This is a genomic window from Micromonospora sp. NPDC049801 (genome assembly GCF_040656575.1).
Lineage (GTDB): Bacteria > Actinomycetota > Actinomycetes > Mycobacteriales > Micromonosporaceae > Micromonospora.
Genome location: NZ_JBFAMS010000011.1, coordinates 108100 through 126321, shown reverse-complemented (window position 1 = coordinate 126321; position 18222 = coordinate 108100). Strand labels below are relative to the sequence as shown.

Genomic DNA, 18222 nt, shown 5'->3' with positions numbered 1-18222 from the left:
TGTCCAAAGATTTTCCGGGTAGCCGTAGGGTTCCTGGATGCATGGTCATCCTGGAGTCGACGACCGCAGCTCCCCGTGGCCGGTGGTCGCGGCCGTCTTCGTCGGCTGCTGGACCGTCGCGGTCACGGTGGCCAGCCAGACCGGTGGCTGGCTGACCGATCAGGTGCTGCTGGGCTTCGGACGGGACCGGGTGGGCTGGCTCTGGCCGGTGCTCGGCCTGGCCGCCGTCGTGCTGGCCGGCACGCCCGCCCTGCTGCTGGCTGTCCTGCCCCGCTCGGCCGCTGTCCGGGCCACCGGACGGGTGTGGCTGCTCGGTGCGCTGACCCTCGGTGTGCTCACCCTGCTGCGGGTGGTGCCGCCCGTGCACCACGAGGCCTACCTCGCCGCGCTGGCCGCGACGGCGCTGCTCGGCGCGCTCGCCGTCAGGTGGTCGGGACGTCGGCGGACGTACCCCGGGCCGGCTGGCCTGGTCGACGGCCCGGCGCCCGGCGGCGAAGGCGACGCCGCGCGGACCGATGCCGCCCCGACCGACGCCGCCCCGACCGTCGCCGCGCGGACCGATGCCGCCCCGACCGTCGCCGCGCGGACCGAATCCGACCCGGGGCGGGCCGACGCCGTGCGGACGGGGGCCACCGGTGACGCGGAGCTGGCGGGGCGCGGCTCGCGTCGGCCGGGCGCGGTGCCGCTGCTGGCGGTCGCCGCCGGGTTGGCGCTGTTGCTGCCGTGGGCCTGGCTGGGCGCGCTCGGCGGCCTGCTGGAGACCGTCCTCGCGGTCCTGGCAGCCGCCTCGCTGGGCGGGCTGGCCGCCATGCTGCTGGACGCCACCTTCTGGTCCCGGTTCGCGGTCGGCCGGCCACCCCGACCGGCCCGCCTGGTGCTGGTCGGTGGCCTCGTCGCCGGGTTGGCGCTGCTGCTGCTCGCGGCCGGGACGGGCCAGTCCGGCGCGCAGCTGCCCGCCCTGCTGACGCTGCCGCCGACCGGTTTCGTGCTCGCCGCGCTCTGGGCCGCGACCTGGCGGCCGGCCACCGGGAGACTGGTCGCGGCCTCGCAGCCCGGCGTCGACACGACCGATCCGGTCCGCGTGGGCCGGGTCGCGACCGGCTGGCTGGTGGGCCTGGCCGCCCTCGGGCCGCTGGCCTTCACCGATCCGGAAGAGATCACTCTGCTGCTGGTCGGCACCCGCGACGTGCCGTTCTGGGTTGCGGCCGCCGCCGGCGTCGGCCTCGCCGTCGCGGTCGTCCTCGCCATCGGGTACGCGGTGCTGCTGGCCCGCCCGGCGGCACGTACCCCGAGTCGCCGGGTGGCCACGCTGGCGGCGGCGGTCCTGCTGGTGGCGGTGGGCGTGGTCGACGCCGGGCCCGGTCAGCCCGGCCTGTACGGCGAGCGGCTGCTGGTGGTGCTGCGCGAGCAGGCCGACCTGAGCGGCATCCCGGCCGGCGCAACGGGACAGGCCGGGCGGGATACCCGGGCAACGGAGGTCTACCGGCGGCTGGTGGCGACCGCCGACCGTACGCAGGCCGACCTGCGCCGCACGGCGGGGCGGCTACGGCTCGACCCGGTGCCGTACTACCTGGTCAACGCGGTCGAGGTGGACGGTGGTCCGGCCGTGCGCGCCTGGCTCGCCCGTCGGCCCGAGGTGGCCCGGGTGCTGATCAGCCAGCGTCTACGGCCCCTGCCCGCCCCGGCGGGGCAGACCCGGGGCACCGCGCCGGCACCGACCGGCCCGGAGTGGAACATCCGTCAGCTCGGCGCGGACCGGGTCTGGTCCCAGCTCGGGGCGACCGGCGCGGGGATCGTGGTCGGCAGTTCCGATTCCGGCGTGGACGGCAGCCATCCAGCGCTGCGGCCCGGGTTCCGGGGCGGTGACGACTCCTGGTACGACCCGTGGGACGGCACCCGGGCACCGAACGACCAGGGCGGGCACGGCACCCACACGGTGGGCAGCGCGGTCGGGCGCAACGGCATCGGCGTGGCCCCGGACGCGCAGTGGGTGGGCTGCGTCAACCTGGACCGCAACCTGGGCAGCCCGGGGCACTACCTGGACTGCCTCCAGTTCATGCTGGCGCCGTTCCCCGCGGGGGGTGACCCGTTCACCGACGGCCGGCCGGAGCGCGCCCCGCAGGTGCTGACCAACTCGTGGAGCTGCCCCTCGATCGAGGGTTGCGACCGGGGCGCGTTGCTGCCGGCCACCACGGCGCTGGACGCGGCCGGGATCTTCGTGGTCGCCGCCGCCGGGAACAGCGGCCCGTGGTGCGCGTCGATCGACGAACCACCCGCGCCGTACGCGAACGTGCTGACCGTGGGCGCGGTGGACGCGCAGCGACGCGTCGCGGAGTTCTCCTCGCGCGGGCCGGTGGAGGGCGGCGCGGGCAAGCCGGACGTGCTGGCCCCCGGGGTGGGGGTCGTCTCGGCCATGCCCGGCGGCGGGTACGCGGCGCTGGACGGCACGTCGATGGCGACCCCGCAGGTGGCGGGAGTGGTCGCGCTCATGTGGTCGGCGAACCCGGCGCTGATCGGCGATCTGACCCGGACCCGGCAGATCCTGCGGGACACCGCCACGCCGGCCGAGCCGACGTACCGCTCACGCAATCCGAGTGACGCCTGCGGCACCCCGGCGAACGTCACCGGCGCCGGGCAGGTCGACGCGTACGCCGCCGTCCGCGCCGCCCGGGGGTGAGCAGGGCGGGAGGCGGCGGGTGATCTAGGGTCGGCACCCATGGACGCCGAGATCACCGTCACCGAGCTGGCCCTCGATCTCGCGCCCGCCGTGGCGCGGCTCTGCGCGCAGGCCCTCGACCTGCCCGAGGACGCCGCCGAGGCGGACGCCGTCGTGGACGTCCTCTGGCCGCGGGCCGCCGTCGACCGGACGGTGATCGGGCTGGGGGCGTACCGGGCCGGCGACCTGGTCGGGGTGCTGCTCTGCTCGGTGTCGCCGACGGAGCCGGGCATCGGGCACGTGGACCTGGTCGCCGTACTGCCGGGGCAGCGTCGCCGGGGCGTGGGCCGCAGCCTGGTCGCCCGGGCCGAGCGGGCGCTCGCCGAGCACGGCGTGACCGAGGTGCTGCTGGCCGGAAACCCGCCGTACTACGCCTGGCCGGGCATCGACGTGCGGTACACGCCGGCGGTGTGCGCGGCCCTCGCGCTCGGCTACCAGCAGGACCGGACCGCCTGGAACATGACGGCGGACCTGTCGTACGACGAGTCCCCGGCGCTGCGGTCGACGGAGGCCGCCGAGCGGCGGCTGGCCGGGCAGGGCATCACGGTACGGCGGGCCGAGCCCGCTGACCTGCCGGCGCTGACCGCGTTCGCCCGGTCCACCTTCGGCGGCGCCTGGGACGGTGAGCTGGCCGGATCGGTGGGCCGCGAGGGGGCCGGCTGCCACCTGGCGGAGCGGGCCGGCGAGGTGCTGGGCTTCGCCGCCTACGGATCGTCCCGGCCGAGCTGGTTCGGGCCGATGGGCACCGCCCCGGCCGCCGAGGGCTCGGGCATCGGCGGAGTGCTGCTGCGACGCTGCCTGCGGGATCAGCGTGCGGCGGGACTGGACCGGGCGGAGATCGGCTGGGTGGGGCCGGTGCCGTTCTACTCGGGCAGCGCGGGTGCGCGGATCGAGCGGGTCTTCTTCCTGTACCGGCGACGGCTTGGGGCCGAATAGCGGTCAAATGGGACATTGACCCATTCGTCCGCGTCGGGCATCGACGCCCCCTACCGTTTCGGTAGAGGAGGCAGCCATGACCACGGATGACGACCAGACCGAGGACGGCCCGCCGATCACCTGGAAACCGGCCGACGAACTGCCCGGCCAACTGCCGTTCGACCGGTTGGACTACGGCGACGCCGAACAACTGGCCGAGATGAGCACCGACGGCCGACCGGCGACCGAGGAACCGCAGGAGATGGTGGACGCGCCGATCCGGTCGCTGCCGCCGTACGACCGGGCGCAGAAGCGCCGCAACCAGCGTCCACTGCCCACCTGACGACGAACGGGGCGGACCACGTCAGCGGCCCGCCCCGTTCGGTGTGTCGGAACTGGACTCAGAAGTCCATGTCCCCGCCACCCGGGCCAGCCGGGGCAGCCGGGGTCTTCTCCGGCTTGTCCGCGACGACGGCCTCGGTGGTGAGGAACAGCGCGGCGATCGACGACGCGTTCTGCAGCGCCGAGCGCGTCACCTTGGCCGGGTCGATGATGCCCGCGGCCAGCAGGTCGACGTACTCGCCGTTGGCGGCGTTGAGGCCGTGACCCGCTTCGAGGTTACGGACCTTCTCCACCACGACGCCGCCCTCGAGGCCGGCGTTAACGGCGATCTGCCGCAGCGGGGCGTCCAGCGCGACCTTGACGATGTTGGCACCGGTCGCCTCGTCGCCGACCAGGTCCAGCTTGTCGAAGGCGGTCTTGCCGGCCTGCACCAGCGCGACGCCACCACCGGGGACGATGCCCTCCTCGACGGCCGCCTTCGCGTTGCGAACGGCGTCCTCGATGCGGTGCTTGCGCTCCTTCAGCTCGACCTCGGTGGCCGCGCCGACCTTGATGACCGCAACGCCACCGGCCAGCTTGGCCAGCCGCTCCTGCAGCTTCTCGCGGTCGTAGTCGGAGTCGCTCTTGTCGATCTCGGCCCGGATCTGGTTGACCCGGCCCTGGATCTGCTCGGCGTCACCGGCACCGTCGACGATGGTGGTCTCGTCCTTGGTGACGACGACCTTGCGGGCGTGGCCCAGCATGTCGACGCTGACGGCGTCGAGCTTGAGACCGACCTCCTCGCTGATGACCTGGCCGCCGGTGAGGATGGCGATGTCGCCCAGCATGGCCTTGCGGCGGTCACCGAAGCCCGGCGCCTTGACGGCGACCGACTTGAAGGTGCCCCGGACCTTGTTGACGACCAGGGTGGCCAGGGCCTCGCCCTCGATGTCCTCGGCGATGATCAGCAGCGGCTTGCCGCCCTGCATGACCTTCTCCAGGATCGGGAGCAGGTCCTTCACCGACGAGATCTTGCTGTTGACGATCAGGATGTACGGGTCGTCGAAGACGGCCTCCATACGCTCCGGGTCGGTCATGAAGTAGGCCGAGATGTAGCCCTTGTCGAAGCGCATACCCTCGGTGAGCTCCAGCTCCAGCCCGAAGGTGTTGCTCTCCTCGACGGTGATGACGCCTTCCTTGCCGACCTTGTCCATCGCCTCGGCGATGATCTCGCCGACAGTGCTGTCGCCAGCGGAGATGGAGGCGGTGGAGGCGATCTGCTCCTTGGTCTCGACGTCCTTGGCGAGCTTGGACAGCTCCTCCGAGACGCTCGCGACCGCGGCCTCGATGCCCCGCTTCAGGGCCATCGGGTTGGCGCCGGCGGCCACGTTGCGCAGGCCCTCGCGAACCAGGGCCTGGGCCAGGACGGTCGCCGTCGTCGTGCCGTCACCGGCAACGTCGTCGGTCTTCTTGGCGACCTCCTTGACCAGCTCAGCGCCGATCTTCTCGTACGGGTCCTCGAGCTCGATCTCCTTGGCGATGCTCACACCATCGTTGGTGATGGTGGGGGCACCCCACTTCTTCTCGAGCACGACGTTGCGGCCCTTGGGGCCGAGGGTCACCTTTACGGCGTCGGCGAGCTGGTTCATGCCCCGCTCGAGGCCGCGGCGCGCCTCTTCGTCGAACGCGATCATCTTGGCCATACGGCGTTGTCCTCCTGGACACTCACGGGCCACCCGAGATGTGTGCCCCGGATGGGCCGCCTGGTGTACGCACCTTGGGACGTCGCCACCTGGCGACGACGACGTCCTTCGGCCGGGCCGGATAGCCCGCGACGACCGGCCATGTGCTGCCCCGGTGTCTCCACACCGGCGCAACCAGGCCCCACCGTCCCGACCATTGGCACTCACGGTATGCGAGTGCCAATGACTTGTTTAGCACTCTCACCTGCCGAGTGCAAGCACGATGAGCCCGGTCAGTCGAGTTCCGCGGCCAGTGTGGCCCCGTTCACGGGCCCCTCATGAGCCCGTTGCTCGGCGTACGTGATCAGCAGACCGACCAACTGGGCGAGGTGGGCCGGCAGGGCCAGCACCGCCGTGACGGCGATGACCACCACCACCCCGACCGCAGGGCCCGGGGACGCGAACGGATCCTCGCCGAACGCGCCGGTGCCGGCGGACTCCAGGATGCCGGGCACCACGGTTCCGATGATCACCGCCGCGCCCACCAGGGCCACCCGGCCGAGCAGCATTCCGAGCCGGTCGTGGAACATCCGGAACGACCGGCCGATCGGGTTGTCCCGCTCGAACAGGTAGACCGGGCCGGCCATGCTCAACGCGAACGCCAGGTAGATCCCCGGCAGCACGCAGAAGCAGACTCCGATGCCGATGAGCAGGCTGACCAGCAGCGTCCAACCCCACAGGCCGACGGCCCGGCGCAGCCCGTACCGCAGCGCCGCGTCGAGCCGGGCGGGCCGGCCGGCCGCCTGCTGGGTGATCACCCAACTGCCCGCGGCCCAGCCCAGCGCCTGCACCAGGCCGATCAGCAGGCTGCCGCCGACCAGCACGACGACGAGGGTCAACAGGCTGGTGGCGAAGTTGTCCGGCAGCCCGGCCGACGGGTCCGTCTCGGCCTGCGCCGCCCAGGTGGGCGACGGGTCCAGACCGAACGAGATGACCGACAGCACCGCCGCCGGCAGGACCTGGGTGAGCAGCATGATCGGCACCAACTGCCGCCAGCCCCGACGCAGCGCGCCCCAGAACCGGTCGAACCAGCCCCCGATACCGGCGCCGGGCGGAGTGACCAGGGCGTCGTTCGGGTCGAGGCCGTAACCCGGCGGGTACCAGCCGACCGGTGCCCCCGGATACCACGGCTGACCGCCGTAGGGACCGGCCCCCGGCGGGTAGCCGCCGGTGGGCGGAAAGGCCCAGCCCTGCGGCGGCGGACCACCGGGCTGACCCCATGCTCCCTGGGCGGGACCCCAGCCCGGCGGCGGACCGGCGGGCTGACCCCACGCCTGCGCCGGGTCCCCGCTCTGCGGCGGCGGGCCCGCGTGCGGCAGGCCAGCGTCCGGGACGGGCGGGGTGCCCGGAACTGGTGACGCGCCGGAGCCGTCGCCGGGTGACGTCGGGTCGGGCCGGCTCGGCTCACCCGGCCCGGAGGGCGTGGCGGGTGGCGGCGGCTGGTCGGTCATGAACCCTCCTCAGCATCGGCTGGAACGGTTCACGATCTTCCCGGGCCGGCGTCCGCGCCGCAGCCCCGACTCGCCAGCCGGTCGCGCAACAGCCGGCGAGCAGATCGGGATCGGTCAGCCGATGACGCGGACGTGCTCCGCCTGCGGGCCCTTCTGACCCTGGGCGATCTCGAACTCGACCCGCTGACCGTCGTCGAGCGCCTTGTAGCCGTCCATCTCGATCGCGGAGAAGTGGACGAACACGTCCTGACCGCCGTCGACGGCGATGAAGCCGTAACCCTTCTCGGCGTTGAACCACTTCACAGAACCCTGTGCCACGGTGCACTTCCCTCACTCTGCGCGGCGTTGCCTGCCCGGCCGTCCGGCACCGCCGGACACCCACGAACCACCACCTCAGCGATCGACGGCGACCGTTGAAGGAGGTGATCGAAATCGCACGCTACACGAGGAGTGACGGGAGCGCACGACCACAAATCGGGCATAGTTCGTAGCGATCCGAGGCTCCGTCGGATTCATGACGATGGTTGCGTTTGGACCGGATGGAGGGGGTCTGGCGGCACGGGTCACCGGTGCGCGTCCGCCCCTGTGGTAGGCATGCGGTCATGAGCACCGACACGGGCTCCGCGCCCCTGCGGCAGGCGCGGATCCACCGGGTACGACCGCAGGACGCCGCCCGGATGCGGGCGCTGCGACTGGAGATGCTCGCCGACGCGCCGTTGGCCTTCCTGGAGACGTTGGCGGATGCCGCGGCCCGACCGCACAACGAGTTCGCCGCCCGGGTGGCGTTCACGTCGACCGGTCCGCACACCGCGCAGTTCGTCGCGGATCCGGGCGGCCGGCTCGTCGGGCACGCCGGTGGAACGGTCGCCCCGAACGAGCCGGGCCTCACCGTGATCTACGCCGTGTACGTCACGCCGGCCTGGCGGGGCAGCGGGCTGCTCGGCGAGCTGATCGACGGGGTGGCCGCCTGGTCGCGGGACTGCGGCCGGCCGGAGCTGCTGTTGGAGGTGGTGGTCGGCAACGACCGCGCCTACCGGGCCTACCAGCGGCTCGGCTTCAAGGACACCGGCGTACGGGTCCCCCACCCCACCATCCCCGCCCTAACCGAACTACAAATGCGCCGAACAGCCTAACCCCCCCTCCCCCCACCGACCCCGGTGATCAAGAGGTTCGCGTCAAGAACAGCGTGATTTCTGACGCGAACCTCTTGATCACCACGAGAGGTCAGGCGTGGCGGCGGGACTGCACGATCCGGAACCGGTTGGCCACGTAGGCGCCGTCGGTCAGGGCGGAGTTGGCCGCCGCGTTGGCGCCGCTGCCGTGGAAGTCGGAGAAGGCCGCCGACTGGTTCACGAAGACACCGCCGGTGAGGTTGGCGGACAGGTGCACACCGACCTCGACCGCGACCGCCTCGGCGGCGTCCAGCACCGCCTCGTCGGTCGAGTAGACCCCGGCGGTCAGCGCGCCCTTCTCGCCGATGGTCCGGCGCATCAGCTCCAGACTGTGCGCGGTGGAGTCGGTCGCGATGGCGAACGAGATCGGCCCGAACCACTCCCGGCCGTACGTCTGGGCGTCGTCCGCGGTCAGCTTCACGACCGTCGGGGTACGCACCACCGCGTCGGCGTACGACGGGTGCGCCACCGTCCGCGACTCCAGCACCGGCTCGCCAACCTTGGTGACCTCGGCCAGCCGCTCCAGCACCCCGTCGTTGACGATGGCGCCGGTCAGCTCGACCCCCCGGGCCGGGTCGGCGGTCAGCTTGCCGATCGCCGCCGCGATCCCGCCGGCCACCTCGTCGAAGCTCTTGTGCCCCTGGTCGGTCTCGATGCCGCCGGCCGGGATGAGGATGTTCTGCGACGTGGTGCACATCTGCCCGCTGTAGAGGGTCAGCGTGAAACCGAGGTTGCGGCACATGCCGGCGAAGTCGTCGGTGGAGTCGATGACGACCGTGTTCAGGCCGGCCTTCTCGGTGTAGACCGACGCCTGCCGGGCGTGCGTCTCCAGCCAGTCGCCGTACTCGGTGGAACCGGTGAAGTCGACGATCTTGACGGCCTGGTGCAGGGCCAGGTCGCTGGCGAGCTTCTCACCGGGGGCCTCGGCCGCCAGCAGGACCAGGTTCGGGTCGAAGCCGGCCTCGGCCAGCACCTCCCGGGCGTACTTCACGGTGATCGCCAGCGGCAGCACCGCGCGCGGGTGCGGCTTCACGATCACCGGGTTACCGGTGACCAGCGACGCGAACAGCCCGGGGTACGAGTTCCAGGTCGGGAAGGTGTTGCACCCGATCACCAGCGCCACGCCACGCGGGACCACGTGGAACGTCTTGATCATCCGCAGCGGGTCGCCCTTGCCGGCGGCCTTCTCCCAGCCGGCCGTGCCCGGGTGCCGGGTCATCTCGGCGTACGCGTACGCCAGCGCCTCCAGCGCCCGGTCCAGCGCGTGCGCGCCACCGGCCTGGAAGGCCATCACGAACGCCTGCCCGCTGGTGAACTGCACCGCGTTGGCCAGCTCGAAGATGTGCTTGTGCAGCCGGTCGAGGATCTCCAGGCAGACGCCCACCCGGGCCTGCGGGCCGGCGTCGCGCCAGGCCGGCAACGCGGCGGACGCGGCGGCGACCAACTCGTCGGTGCCGGCGTGCGGGTACCGCACCGCCAGGTCGACGCCGAACGGGCTCGTCTCGGTGGCGATCCGCTCGCCAGCGGCGGGCTGGTCGAGGGGAAAGTCAGCACCGAGGTACGCCTCGAAGGCGGCCTTGCCGTCGGCGGCGGCGGTCTCGCCGTACACCCGAGGGCTGGGGGACTCGGGATAGGCGGACCAGTAGCCCCGCTCCGTGATCGCGGTCAGCGCACGGTTGAGGGTGTCGGCGTGCCTGTCGTACAGGGGATGCGGGGTCTCCGTCATGCCGCCATCATGCCTGAGCAAGGTCCGCGAGCAGTAGCGGCGGATACCCGTCAGAGAGTGAGCTGCCAGTTGTCCCAGGCGTCCACCGGGCGGAATCCGAGCTGCTCGTTGATCGCCACCATGTAGCTGTTGCTCGCCGCGTTCCAGGTGTCGATGACGCGTACGGCGGGCTCGTGGGTGAGCAGGTGGTGCAGGTTCTCCGCCTTGGCGATGAGGCCCAGCCGGTGACCACGGTGGGCCGGGTCGACGAGGGTGATCTGCTGGTACGCGTGCCAGTCGACGAAGGCGCCCACGTCGAGCAGGGTCCAGGCGACCAGCCGGCCGGACGCCTCGTGTCGCATCGCGAGGTGGTAGCGCCGCCGACCCCGGGCGTCCAGGGCGCGTTCGTTGCCCCGGATGCGCTCGGCGTCGACCTGCTCGGGTTCCCACTGCACGTCGCCCATGGGCGCGTCCGTCATGAGCCGGCCGTCCAGGTAGGCGATGTCCGCCAGGTACTCCGGCGGGGTGGTGCCCTGCCAGGAGACGGACCGGTAGCCCTCGGCGCGGGGCTGGGCCTCGGCCAGCGCCGCTCGCAGCGCGACCCGGTCGATGTCGGCGATGGCCAGCCGGCGGCGCACCTCGGCCAGCGCGGAGTGCGCGCCCATCGCGGTGGCGAACGCCGCGCCCGCCGCCGGTCGGGCCGGACCGCCGGGTAGCGCGGCGACAGCCATCACGACGACCCGTTTGCGGTCGTGCTCGCGGAGCAGGCGTACCCCGTACTCGTGCAGGGCCCGGCCGACGCCCCGGCGACGCAGGTCCGGACGGACCGTCAGCTCGGCGGTGGCGTTGTCGGTGTTGTCGAGCTGCGGCAGGTCGAGCTGAAGGTAACCGGCGGGCACCCCGTCCAGCCGGGCCAGCGCCCAGAGGGAGCGGGTGCCGGGCATCGGGGTGTGAAATTGGGCGTCGAAGCGTTGCCGGCAGGACGGCGGGAAGTCGGGCAGGTCGGCCTCGGTGGCCGCCGCTCCGATCCGGTACGCCTCGTCGACCGCGGTCCGGTCGGTGCCGTCGAACGGCGCGATCGTGATGCTCATGTGGGCGAGCCTGGCAGGTGCAAAAGCGACAGGGCCAGCGAATTTTCGCTGGCCCTGTCGGACGTGGTCGGGAGGGACACTCGCACAACGCCTCCGGCGTTGGGTCGCAAGAACTTCAAAAGTCTTCGGCGAAATGCCCTCCCGCACGGAGCATCTTGCGCCGTCCGGTTCCTGCCGTCAAGTCCTGCGCGGCGGGTTTTCCACACTCACAGCGAAAATCCAGTCACCCGGTGGATTCAGCCGAGCAGGCCGGCGTCGCGGGCGGCACGCAGGGACGGCTTGATCTGGTGGGTCGGGCCGACCTGGGCGGCCACCGCGTCGATCGTCTTCAGTCCTTCGCCGGTGTTGAAGATGACCGTCTCCGCCGTGGGGTCGAGCCGGCCGGACTCGACCAGCTTGCGCAGCACCGCCGCGGTGACGCCGCCCGCCGTCTCGGCGAACACCCCGGTGGTACGGGCCAGGTCGCGGATGCCGGCGCGGATCTCGTCGTCGTCGGCGTACTCCATCCACCCGCCGGTGCGGCGCACCGCCTCCAGGGCGTAGAGGCCGGCGGCCGGGTCGCCGATGTTGAGCGACTTGGCGATGCCGGTGGGCTTGACCGGGATGATCGTGTCGGTGTCGGCGTGCAGGGCCGTCGCGATCGGGTTGCAGCCGGCCGACTGCGCCCCGAACACCTTCCAGCCGCCCGCCGGGGCCTCGACCAGGCCGATCTCGACCAGCTCGGAGAACGCCTTGTCAATCTTGGTGAGCAGTTCGCCGCTGGCCATCGGGATGACCACCTGGGCGGGGATCCGCCAGCCGAGCTGCTCGGCCACCTCGTACCCGAGGGTCTTGGAGCCTTCCGCGTAGTACGGCCGGACGTTCACGTTGACGAACGCCGTGTCCTCGAACTCGTCGGTCTCCACCAGCTCGCCGCAGAGCCGGTTGACGTCGTCGTACGAGCCGTCGATGGCGACCAGTTCGCCGCCGTACACAGCGGTGGTGATGACCTTGCCCTGCTCCAGGTCGCTGGGGATGAAGACGATCGAGGGCACGCCGGCGCGGGCGGCGTGCGCGGCCACCGAGTTGGCCAGGTTGCCGGTGGAGGCGCAGGCGAACCGGGTGAACCCGAGCGCCTTCGCGGCGGTCAACGCCACCGAGACGACCCGGTCCTTGAACGAGTGGGTCGGGTTGGCGCTGTCGTCCTTGACCCAGAGCGGCGCGGTGATGCCCAGCTCGGCGGCGAGGTGCGGGGCCGCCACCAGCGGGGTCAGCCCCGGGTCGAGGGTGACCCGGGTGGCCGGGTCCTGCCCGGCGGGCAGCAGCGCGGCGTACCGCCAGATGTTGTCCGGGCCGGCCTCGATCTGCTCGCGGGTGACCGTGGCGAGGGCCGCGGTGTCGTAGTCGACTTCCAGCGGACCGAAACACTCGTAACAGGCGTGCTGGGCGGCGAGCGGGTAGCGGGCCGAACAGGCGCGGCAGACGAGGGCGCGGGCGGGGCTGGCGGAGGTGTCGATGCCGGAGGCGGCGAGCGTCGACGTCATGTCGAGAGTCCTCTCATCTTTCCCCGCATCGCACGGTGCGGCGGGGACGGAATTGGCACCTGCCCCGCGGGTCGCTCAGCGGTGAGCGCGCGGGGTGGTTGCCGGGGCGTCGTCGGGCCGTATCCCTCAGCCCCTCTGGATGAGGTATGTAGTTGTGCCGTCAAGTCTAGGCAACGTTGCCCGGCGCCTCCACCGGGCATCCCAGCCAGTGGGTCAGCGGGCCGCCACCGCCACCGGGTCGACTACCGCGACGGGATCGGTGACCGCCGTCGACCGGGGCGACGACGAGGGCCGGGTGCGGGTGCGCGCCGCGAGGTTCGCGGCGACCAGGGCGGCGATGGTGATCGCCGCGCCGACCAGTTCAACCCCCTCCGGCCGGTAGCCACGGGCGATCTGCACGACGAACGTGGTCACCGGGACGAGGTTCATGAACAGGGCGGCGTTGGCCGCGCCCAGCCGCTGCACGCCGGTGTTCCAGGCCAGCACCGCGACGACGGCGGCGACGAGCACCGCGTACGCCAGTTGGGGGGTGACCGCCACCAGGTCGGCGGCGGCCGGCGCGTGCTGCCACCCGACGGCGTCGGCGCCGATGCTCGCGACCACCATGGCGGCCGTGCCGGCGAGCGCGGTCAGCGTGGTGAAGCGCAGCGGTGACCACGCGCCGAACCGGGTCGCGCCGTGGGTGTAGATGGCCCAGCCGAGCACCGCGCCGATCATCATGAGGCCGCCGAGACCGAACTGGCCGAGCCCGGCCAGGCTTCCGCGGGTGATCACCAGGCCGACGCCGAGGAGCGCCACCAGGGAGAGGGTCAGCAGGGCAGGCTTCGGCCGTACGCCGTCCCGGGCCCACCGGACCAGTTGGGTGATGATCGGGGTGGTCGCCACGAACAGGGAGATCTGCTGCGGGGCGGCGTGTTCGAGGGCCAGGTTGGTGAGCAGGTTGAAGCCGGCGAAGCCGACGACACCCAGCACCACCACCTCGACTCCCCGGCCGCCGAGGCGCAGCGCGGCAGACCCCTCGCGAAGCAGCAGGATGCCGACCAGGATGACGGCGGCGAACAGATAGCGGGCGGTGGTCAGGTTGAGCGGGTCGACCCTCGCCAGCGCGGTGGCCAGGATCGGGAACATCGCACCCCAGGCGAGCGCGGCGAGCAGCGGGTAGGCGGCGGCGCGGGATCGCATCGTCAGCTCCAATGTTCGAGTATCTTCGAACCAACGACACCGACCTTAGGGTGTTGTTCGATCGTTGTCGAACAAGGGTTAGGCTGGTCACATGGAGCTGCACGAACCCGACCTGACCGCCGTACCGGTCACCGCCGTACTGGCCGCGCTCGCCGATGACGTGCGGTTGCAGATCGTCCGGGCGCTCGCCGAGGGCGGCGAGGCGGCCTGCGGCAGCTTCGACTTCGGCGTCTCGAAGGCGACCCGGAGCCACCACCTGAAGGTGCTGCGCGAGGCCGGCCTGACGCGTACCCGGGCCGCCGGCACGAGCCGCCTGGTCCGACTGCGCCGCGACGAGGTGGACAAGCTCTACCCCGGCCTCCTGGACGCGGTCCTCACTCCCCGCCCTGCGGCCTGACCCGTCCACGCCCTTGACTGACCTGTCCACGCCCTTTGGCTGACCCGTCCGCGCACGCGTCGCCGGAGCCGACACGCCGAGGCTCCGGCGACGCGCGTTACGGGTCGGTCAGGCGTTGACCGGGCTGGGCTCGGCCATCGACGGCACCTCGGCACGCCGCTTGAAGAGCACCGAGTCGAGCGCCCACGGGCCCGCGCCGAGCGTCGCGACCAGCAGGAACGACCAGCAGAAGAGGGCTGCCAGCTCACCGCCGTTGCGCAGCGGCAGCAGGTCGTCCGGCTGGTGCACGACGAAGTAGGCGTACGCCATCGAGCCGGACGCGAGCAGCGCGGCGGGTCGGGCGAAGAGTCCGACCAGCACCAGCGCGCCGCAGATGAGCTGGATCAGGGCGGCCCACCAGCCCGGCCAGGTGCCGAGCGGTATGGCCTTGCCGGTCGTCGAGTTGCCGCCGAACAACCCGAAGACCGACGCGAGGCCGTGCAGGGTGAACAGCAGGCCGATCACGATGCGGAAGAGGGACAGGGTCGGCCCGCCGAGCCGAGAGACGTTCATGGAGACCTCCATCGAAGGGAACAGATCTCTTCCATGGTGGGGCCTCAAGCCATCGATGTTAATAAATTCCTTGCTAGTGGGAAAATCCCCGGCGGAAGAACCTGAAGCGCGCGAGGCCGAAGCTGCGATTTGCCTTGTTTTGACCGCCCACCATGATGGCCGTCACCGACGCTGGGAGCGCTCCCGAGCCCTCAACGTACCGGCTGGCGTGGTGTCCGTACACCCTGTCGAGCTGCCCTGAAAATGGGGCAAGCGCTGCCGCCGAGGGGCGCGGGGGCAGCGCCTCGACCTGGCAGCCGGGACTGCGGCAGCGCGCAGATGTCGGATAGTGTCCGCTTCGACACGCGGCGCGACATCGCTTCGCATCGAAGGTCGGGAGGCGCGCATGGCGAGCATCGAGGAAGTCAAGGCGGCGCTCGCACAGGCTGCGGATCAAGGAAATGCCACCCAGCAGCAGATTCGCGCCGCCGTCGAGGCAACCGAGCAGACCATGGCAAGACTTCGGGCTGTGGCCGCCGGCACCGGACACCCAACGCTGGCCGAAGCGATTGCCCGCGCCGAGCAGGGCAAGCAACGCCTCGTGGAGGCGATGACGCTGCTCCAGGGCAGCTCGCAGGCCGCCCGAAACTACATGAGCGTCCTCGGGTAGACGAGGGCTACAGCATCTCGAGCCGGTTGTGCGCGCCGATCACACACCGGGCGCGGGCTCAGGCGCTAGTCCCGCGATGCGAGGTCGGCTGCCTCTGAGAGCAGGGTGTCCAGCGCAGAGTCGACGAGACCTTCTTCCGTGAAGATCTTCTGGACCGTCGCCGCCTGGATCCGCCCGATCATTTCGGGGCTGACCGTGTAGTCAAGCGAGGGGTCGATGGTTGCCAGGATCAACGACTCAGCGTCGTCGGCTCGGATCTCAGGGCCGCCCTCGTACTGGGCTCGCAACTCTGCGACAAACTTGATCACTCCGACCCGGTCTGCGGTCTCGCCAAATCGTCGGTCGACTGCCACAAAGAACAGAGCGGCAAGGAACCGTGGGAAACCGTCCCAGCCTTCGGCATCGAGCCGGGCACCGACGGACTCGTTGGCAGCGTAGTCACTCCGGATCATCGTCCGGACGTACTCGATCAGGTCGGACTTGATCATCGCTGTCCCGTCTCCTCGCTCGTCGAGTGTGGCCATAGTTCCACATCGCTTTGGCCATGACCGCCACCGCACCGGCCGCCATCACCAGCGCCGTCACGGGGTTGTCGATTTGGGGAGAAGCTTGAGCCGGTCCCGGCGAGGCAGTGCCAGTACTCGATCCGCCGCCATTGTCCTGCCTCAGGAACTTGTAGAACTCCTTCGCGCCACTCTCGCTCTTCTTCAAAGCGTCTTCGGTGTCGTCCGCCTTCTGGACCTGCCGTCGCCACAGGACGTCGGCTTTGCTGCCGCGGGCTTCGGCCTCGGTGACCAGACGCTCGCCGGAGGGCGTGGAGGCGTCGACGGACGGGTCTACTGGTGCGGCGCCGGGAGCGATGACGTTTACGTAGGCGCTGATGTGCCGGGCAGCGTCGGCCAGCAGCCGCGCGTAGCGACCTGCTTTGTCCCTGGCGACTTCCGCATCTGCGGCAGCGGCTGCCAGCCGTTGATTGGTGCCATTCCGGAGAGCTTCAGTCAGGTGAGCGAGCGCCTGTTCGGCGTCCGCCCGCGCGCGCGACGCTGTCACCGCAGCGCTGTCGAGGCTTGCTCGTATCGCCACGAGCTGCGCGACCACCTCGCCTACGCTGGTCATCCGAGCCGCGAGCGGTAGTCGCCCACCTTCTCGGCAATGGCATCGAAACGGCGGCGAGTCGGTTCTATCTCGGCTTGGGCGGAACGGAGTGCACTGTGCGCCCGCGTCACCTCAGCATGCCGACTGCCTCGGAGGACTCGGGCCGCTTCGCTGGTCGCTGATTCGGCCTCAGCAATCGCCTGATCGAGGGTTCGGCGGCCTTGGCGGGCCGACTCGATGGCGGCACCAAGGGTCGCCTTCAGCTCGGCGATGCTCATCGGGCAATCCGCCCTTGGTTGAAATACACCTGGTGACGGTATCGAGTATCGACGTGTATCGCAGTCCCCGAGCTGAGGACTATTCAGCCACGAAGACGCCCAGTCCTTGGTGGCCGTACAACTCACCGGTCTCAATCAAGATCGTGATGGCTTGCCGGACAGTCGACTGGCTACCGACGTTGTACAGGTCTGCCAACTCTTTGGTGGACGGCAGCTTGTGCCCAGGCGGCCACTCACCGTCGGCGATACGCCTTCTGATGTCGGCGATGATCCGCCGGTAGTGCGGCTCGAACTTCCGTGGTGTGGGCATGCAAGGTACTCCCAGCTAGGCATGCCCATCTGATCACGACGACGCGAGTCACCTCAAGCGCATCGTTGACTTTACCGGCATTACCGGTAAAGCTGGGAAGAGGAACTTCCAGCTAGGCACTGGGCGGTTCCCCCTGCCGGGGCAGCGCGCAAAGCGGCTCGAATGTCCCCCATCTGAGCTGGTTGTCGCGCTGCTCCGGCACCCATCAATGCGAGAGGAGGCCCCCGTGACCGTGACCGAGGCGAGCGCCGCCTGGGAAGTCGAGCAGGTGGCCGGCGAGCTGCGCGAGACGTACCTCGCGGTAGCCGCTGCGACCGTCCTGTTGGAGCGGACCAGCGCCGGCTGTGCCCACCCGGCGATCCGGCACGCGCGGCGTCGCGGGGACGATGCGCTCGACCTGGCCGCTGACGCGGAACGGCAGCTCAGCGACGGTGCGAGCCGGCTACGCACCGCAGCCGGCCAGCCCAGCATCGGCGACCTGGTCGAGGTGTTGGACACCGCCCGCGACCAGTTTGGTGCCGCCGCCGCGCGGGTCGGTCAGCTTCCGGCGCGGATCACCACGGCTCGGCAGCAACTCGCCGAAGCCGGCCAGCCCGACCTGGCCGCCGAGGCGGCGAGCGGGCAGTGGTCCCGGGCCGCCGAACAGCTCGACCTGATGGCCGAGAGCCTTACAGCGGCCGTGGAGGCGCTCACGTCGTACACCGAAGGGTTGTCCGGAGCGACCACCTGACGCCGGACCCAGGACCGGCGCTGCCCGAACCAAGGGAAGAACCATGACGGAGTACGAGGTACCGCCACGCTGGATCGTTCACCTACCCACCACCCTGACCAGCGTCGACGGCGCGCGGGCGCTGGCCGAGGCGCTGCGTGACTCGCTCGGGCACGTCACAGCGATCGACTTCGGTGAGACGACGTTGAGCGAGGAGGACCGCCAGTTCGTGCGTACCCGCGTCTGGTGCGACCACCGACTGCCCGGCGGCGCCCGCTGCGCCCTGCCCACCGACCACCCCGACAGGCTGTGCGAGCCGGACGACGACGTGGCATCGGCTACCGGGTAACCACACCCCAACCCCCTCAGCGCCCGAAGATCCGCACAACATCAGGGTTGTTGCTGCCTCCCGCG

The 18222-nt window shown here is 71.1% G+C and carries 20 protein-coding genes and 1 riboswitch; of the genes, 8 read left to right on the top strand and 12 right to left on the bottom strand.

Going from position 1 to position 18222, the window contains the following annotated elements:
• Nucleotides 1-37: 37 nt before the first annotated feature.
• From AB0I89_RS20590 to AB0I89_RS20580, 3 genes are all read left to right on the top strand, one after another.
• A complete protein-coding gene (locus AB0I89_RS20590; RefSeq protein ID WP_357128943.1) occupies nt 38-2677 on the top strand; it encodes a S8 family serine peptidase in 2640 nt (879 codons plus the stop codon).
• 39 nt (nt 2678-2716) lie between these two features.
• Nucleotides 2717-3652 carry a GNAT family N-acetyltransferase gene (locus tag AB0I89_RS20585; protein ID WP_357128940.1) on the top strand — a complete coding sequence of 312 codons (936 nt, stop codon included), beginning with the start codon at nt 2717-2719 and terminating at the stop codon, nt 3650-3652.
• A 76-nt stretch (nt 3653-3728) separates the two neighbouring features.
• Entirely contained in the window at nt 3729-3974 is a 246-nt protein-coding gene (locus AB0I89_RS20580) for a hypothetical protein (RefSeq protein ID WP_357128937.1), read from the top strand.
• A gap of 58 nt (nt 3975-4032) precedes the next feature.
• Here the strand turns inward: AB0I89_RS20580 and groL are convergent, their stop codons facing one another.
• The 3 genes from groL to AB0I89_RS20565 all read right to left on the bottom strand — a co-directional run bounded on the left by groL (nt 4033) and on the right by AB0I89_RS20565 (nt 7463).
• Nucleotides 4033-5655 carry a chaperonin GroEL gene (gene groL, locus AB0I89_RS20575; RefSeq protein ID WP_357128934.1) on the bottom strand — a complete coding sequence of 541 codons (1623 nt, stop codon included), beginning with the start codon at nt 5653-5655 and terminating at the stop codon, nt 4033-4035.
• 272 nt (nt 5656-5927) lie between these two features.
• Nucleotides 5928-7145, bottom strand: a complete 1218-nt coding sequence (locus tag AB0I89_RS20570; protein WP_357128931.1) for a hypothetical protein — start codon at nt 7143-7145, stop codon at nt 5928-5930.
• 114 nt (nt 7146-7259) lie between these two features.
• Entirely contained in the window at nt 7260-7463 is a 204-nt protein-coding gene (locus AB0I89_RS20565) for a cold-shock protein (protein WP_124815530.1), read from the bottom strand.
• Between the two features lie 284 nt (nt 7464-7747).
• On the opposite strand from AB0I89_RS20565, the gene AB0I89_RS20560 reads away from it, so the two are divergent.
• Entirely contained in the window at nt 7748-8278 is a 531-nt protein-coding gene (locus tag AB0I89_RS20560; protein ID WP_357128927.1) for a GNAT family N-acetyltransferase, read from the top strand.
• A 91-nt stretch (nt 8279-8369) separates the two neighbouring features.
• Here AB0I89_RS20560 and paaN read toward each other — a convergent pair whose 3' ends face one another.
• From paaN to AB0I89_RS20540, 4 genes are all read right to left on the bottom strand, one after another.
• The gene (gene paaN, locus AB0I89_RS20555) at nt 8370-10043 is read right to left on the bottom strand and encodes a phenylacetic acid degradation protein PaaN (RefSeq protein WP_357128924.1); all 1674 of its coding nucleotides are present in this window, start codon (nt 10041-10043) and stop codon (nt 8370-8372) included.
• A 50-nt stretch (nt 10044-10093) separates the two neighbouring features.
• Nucleotides 10094-11113 (bottom strand): GNAT family N-acetyltransferase, encoded by a 1020-nt coding sequence (locus tag AB0I89_RS20550; protein ID WP_357128921.1) that lies wholly within the window; start codon nt 11111-11113, stop codon nt 10094-10096.
• 236 nt (nt 11114-11349) lie between these two features.
• Nucleotides 11350-12636 (bottom strand): threonine synthase, encoded by a 1287-nt coding sequence (thrC, locus tag AB0I89_RS20545; protein ID WP_357128918.1) that lies wholly within the window; start codon nt 12634-12636, stop codon nt 11350-11352.
• Nucleotides 12637-12646: 10 nt separating this feature from the next.
• Nucleotides 12647-12782, bottom strand: a riboswitch (SAM riboswitch).
• A 67-nt stretch (nt 12783-12849) separates the two neighbouring features.
• A complete protein-coding gene (locus AB0I89_RS20540; protein WP_357128915.1) occupies nt 12850-13818 on the bottom strand; it encodes a DMT family transporter in 969 nt (322 codons plus the stop codon).
• A gap of 91 nt (nt 13819-13909) precedes the next feature.
• Between AB0I89_RS20540 and AB0I89_RS20535 the strand changes: the two genes are divergently transcribed.
• A complete protein-coding gene (locus AB0I89_RS20535) occupies nt 13910-14215 on the top strand; it encodes a metalloregulator ArsR/SmtB family transcription factor (protein WP_357128912.1) in 306 nt (101 codons plus the stop codon).
• Between the two features lie 108 nt (nt 14216-14323).
• Here the strand turns inward: AB0I89_RS20535 and AB0I89_RS20530 are convergent, their stop codons facing one another.
• Nucleotides 14324-14767 (bottom strand): DoxX family protein, encoded by a 444-nt coding sequence (locus tag AB0I89_RS20530; RefSeq protein ID WP_357128909.1) that lies wholly within the window; start codon nt 14765-14767, stop codon nt 14324-14326.
• A 385-nt stretch (nt 14768-15152) separates the two neighbouring features.
• Here AB0I89_RS20530 and AB0I89_RS20525 point away from each other — a divergent pair, with 385 nt between their 5' ends.
• The gene (locus AB0I89_RS20525; RefSeq protein ID WP_357128906.1) at nt 15153-15416 is read left to right on the top strand and encodes a hypothetical protein; all 264 of its coding nucleotides are present in this window, start codon (nt 15153-15155) and stop codon (nt 15414-15416) included.
• Between the two features lie 65 nt (nt 15417-15481).
• Here AB0I89_RS20525 and AB0I89_RS20520 read toward each other — a convergent pair whose 3' ends face one another.
• From AB0I89_RS20520 to AB0I89_RS20505, 4 genes are all read right to left on the bottom strand, one after another.
• Nucleotides 15482-15904, bottom strand: a complete 423-nt coding sequence (locus tag AB0I89_RS20520) for a hypothetical protein (RefSeq protein ID WP_357128903.1) — start codon at nt 15902-15904, stop codon at nt 15482-15484.
• Nucleotides 15855-16514 carry a hypothetical protein gene (locus AB0I89_RS20515; protein ID WP_357128900.1) on the bottom strand — a complete coding sequence of 220 codons (660 nt, stop codon included), beginning with the start codon at nt 16512-16514 and terminating at the stop codon, nt 15855-15857. The genes AB0I89_RS20520 and AB0I89_RS20515 overlap by 50 nt, the downstream gene beginning before the upstream one ends.
• Nucleotides 16515-16528: 14 nt before the next feature.
• Nucleotides 16529-16789, bottom strand: a complete 261-nt coding sequence (locus AB0I89_RS20510; protein ID WP_357128897.1) for a hypothetical protein — start codon at nt 16787-16789, stop codon at nt 16529-16531.
• 79 nt (nt 16790-16868) lie between these two features.
• A complete protein-coding gene (locus AB0I89_RS20505) occupies nt 16869-17099 on the bottom strand; it encodes a winged helix-turn-helix domain-containing protein (protein ID WP_357128894.1) in 231 nt (76 codons plus the stop codon).
• A 226-nt stretch (nt 17100-17325) separates the two neighbouring features.
• Between AB0I89_RS20505 and AB0I89_RS20500 the strand changes: the two genes are divergently transcribed.
• Complete coding sequence (locus AB0I89_RS20500) at nt 17326-17829, top strand: hypothetical protein (RefSeq protein WP_357128891.1); 504 nt, start codon at nt 17326-17328, stop codon at nt 17827-17829.
• Nucleotides 17830-17872: 43 nt separating this feature from the next.
• A complete protein-coding gene (locus tag AB0I89_RS20495) occupies nt 17873-18157 on the top strand; it encodes a hypothetical protein (protein WP_357128888.1) in 285 nt (94 codons plus the stop codon).
• Nucleotides 18158-18222 lie beyond the last annotated feature (65 nt).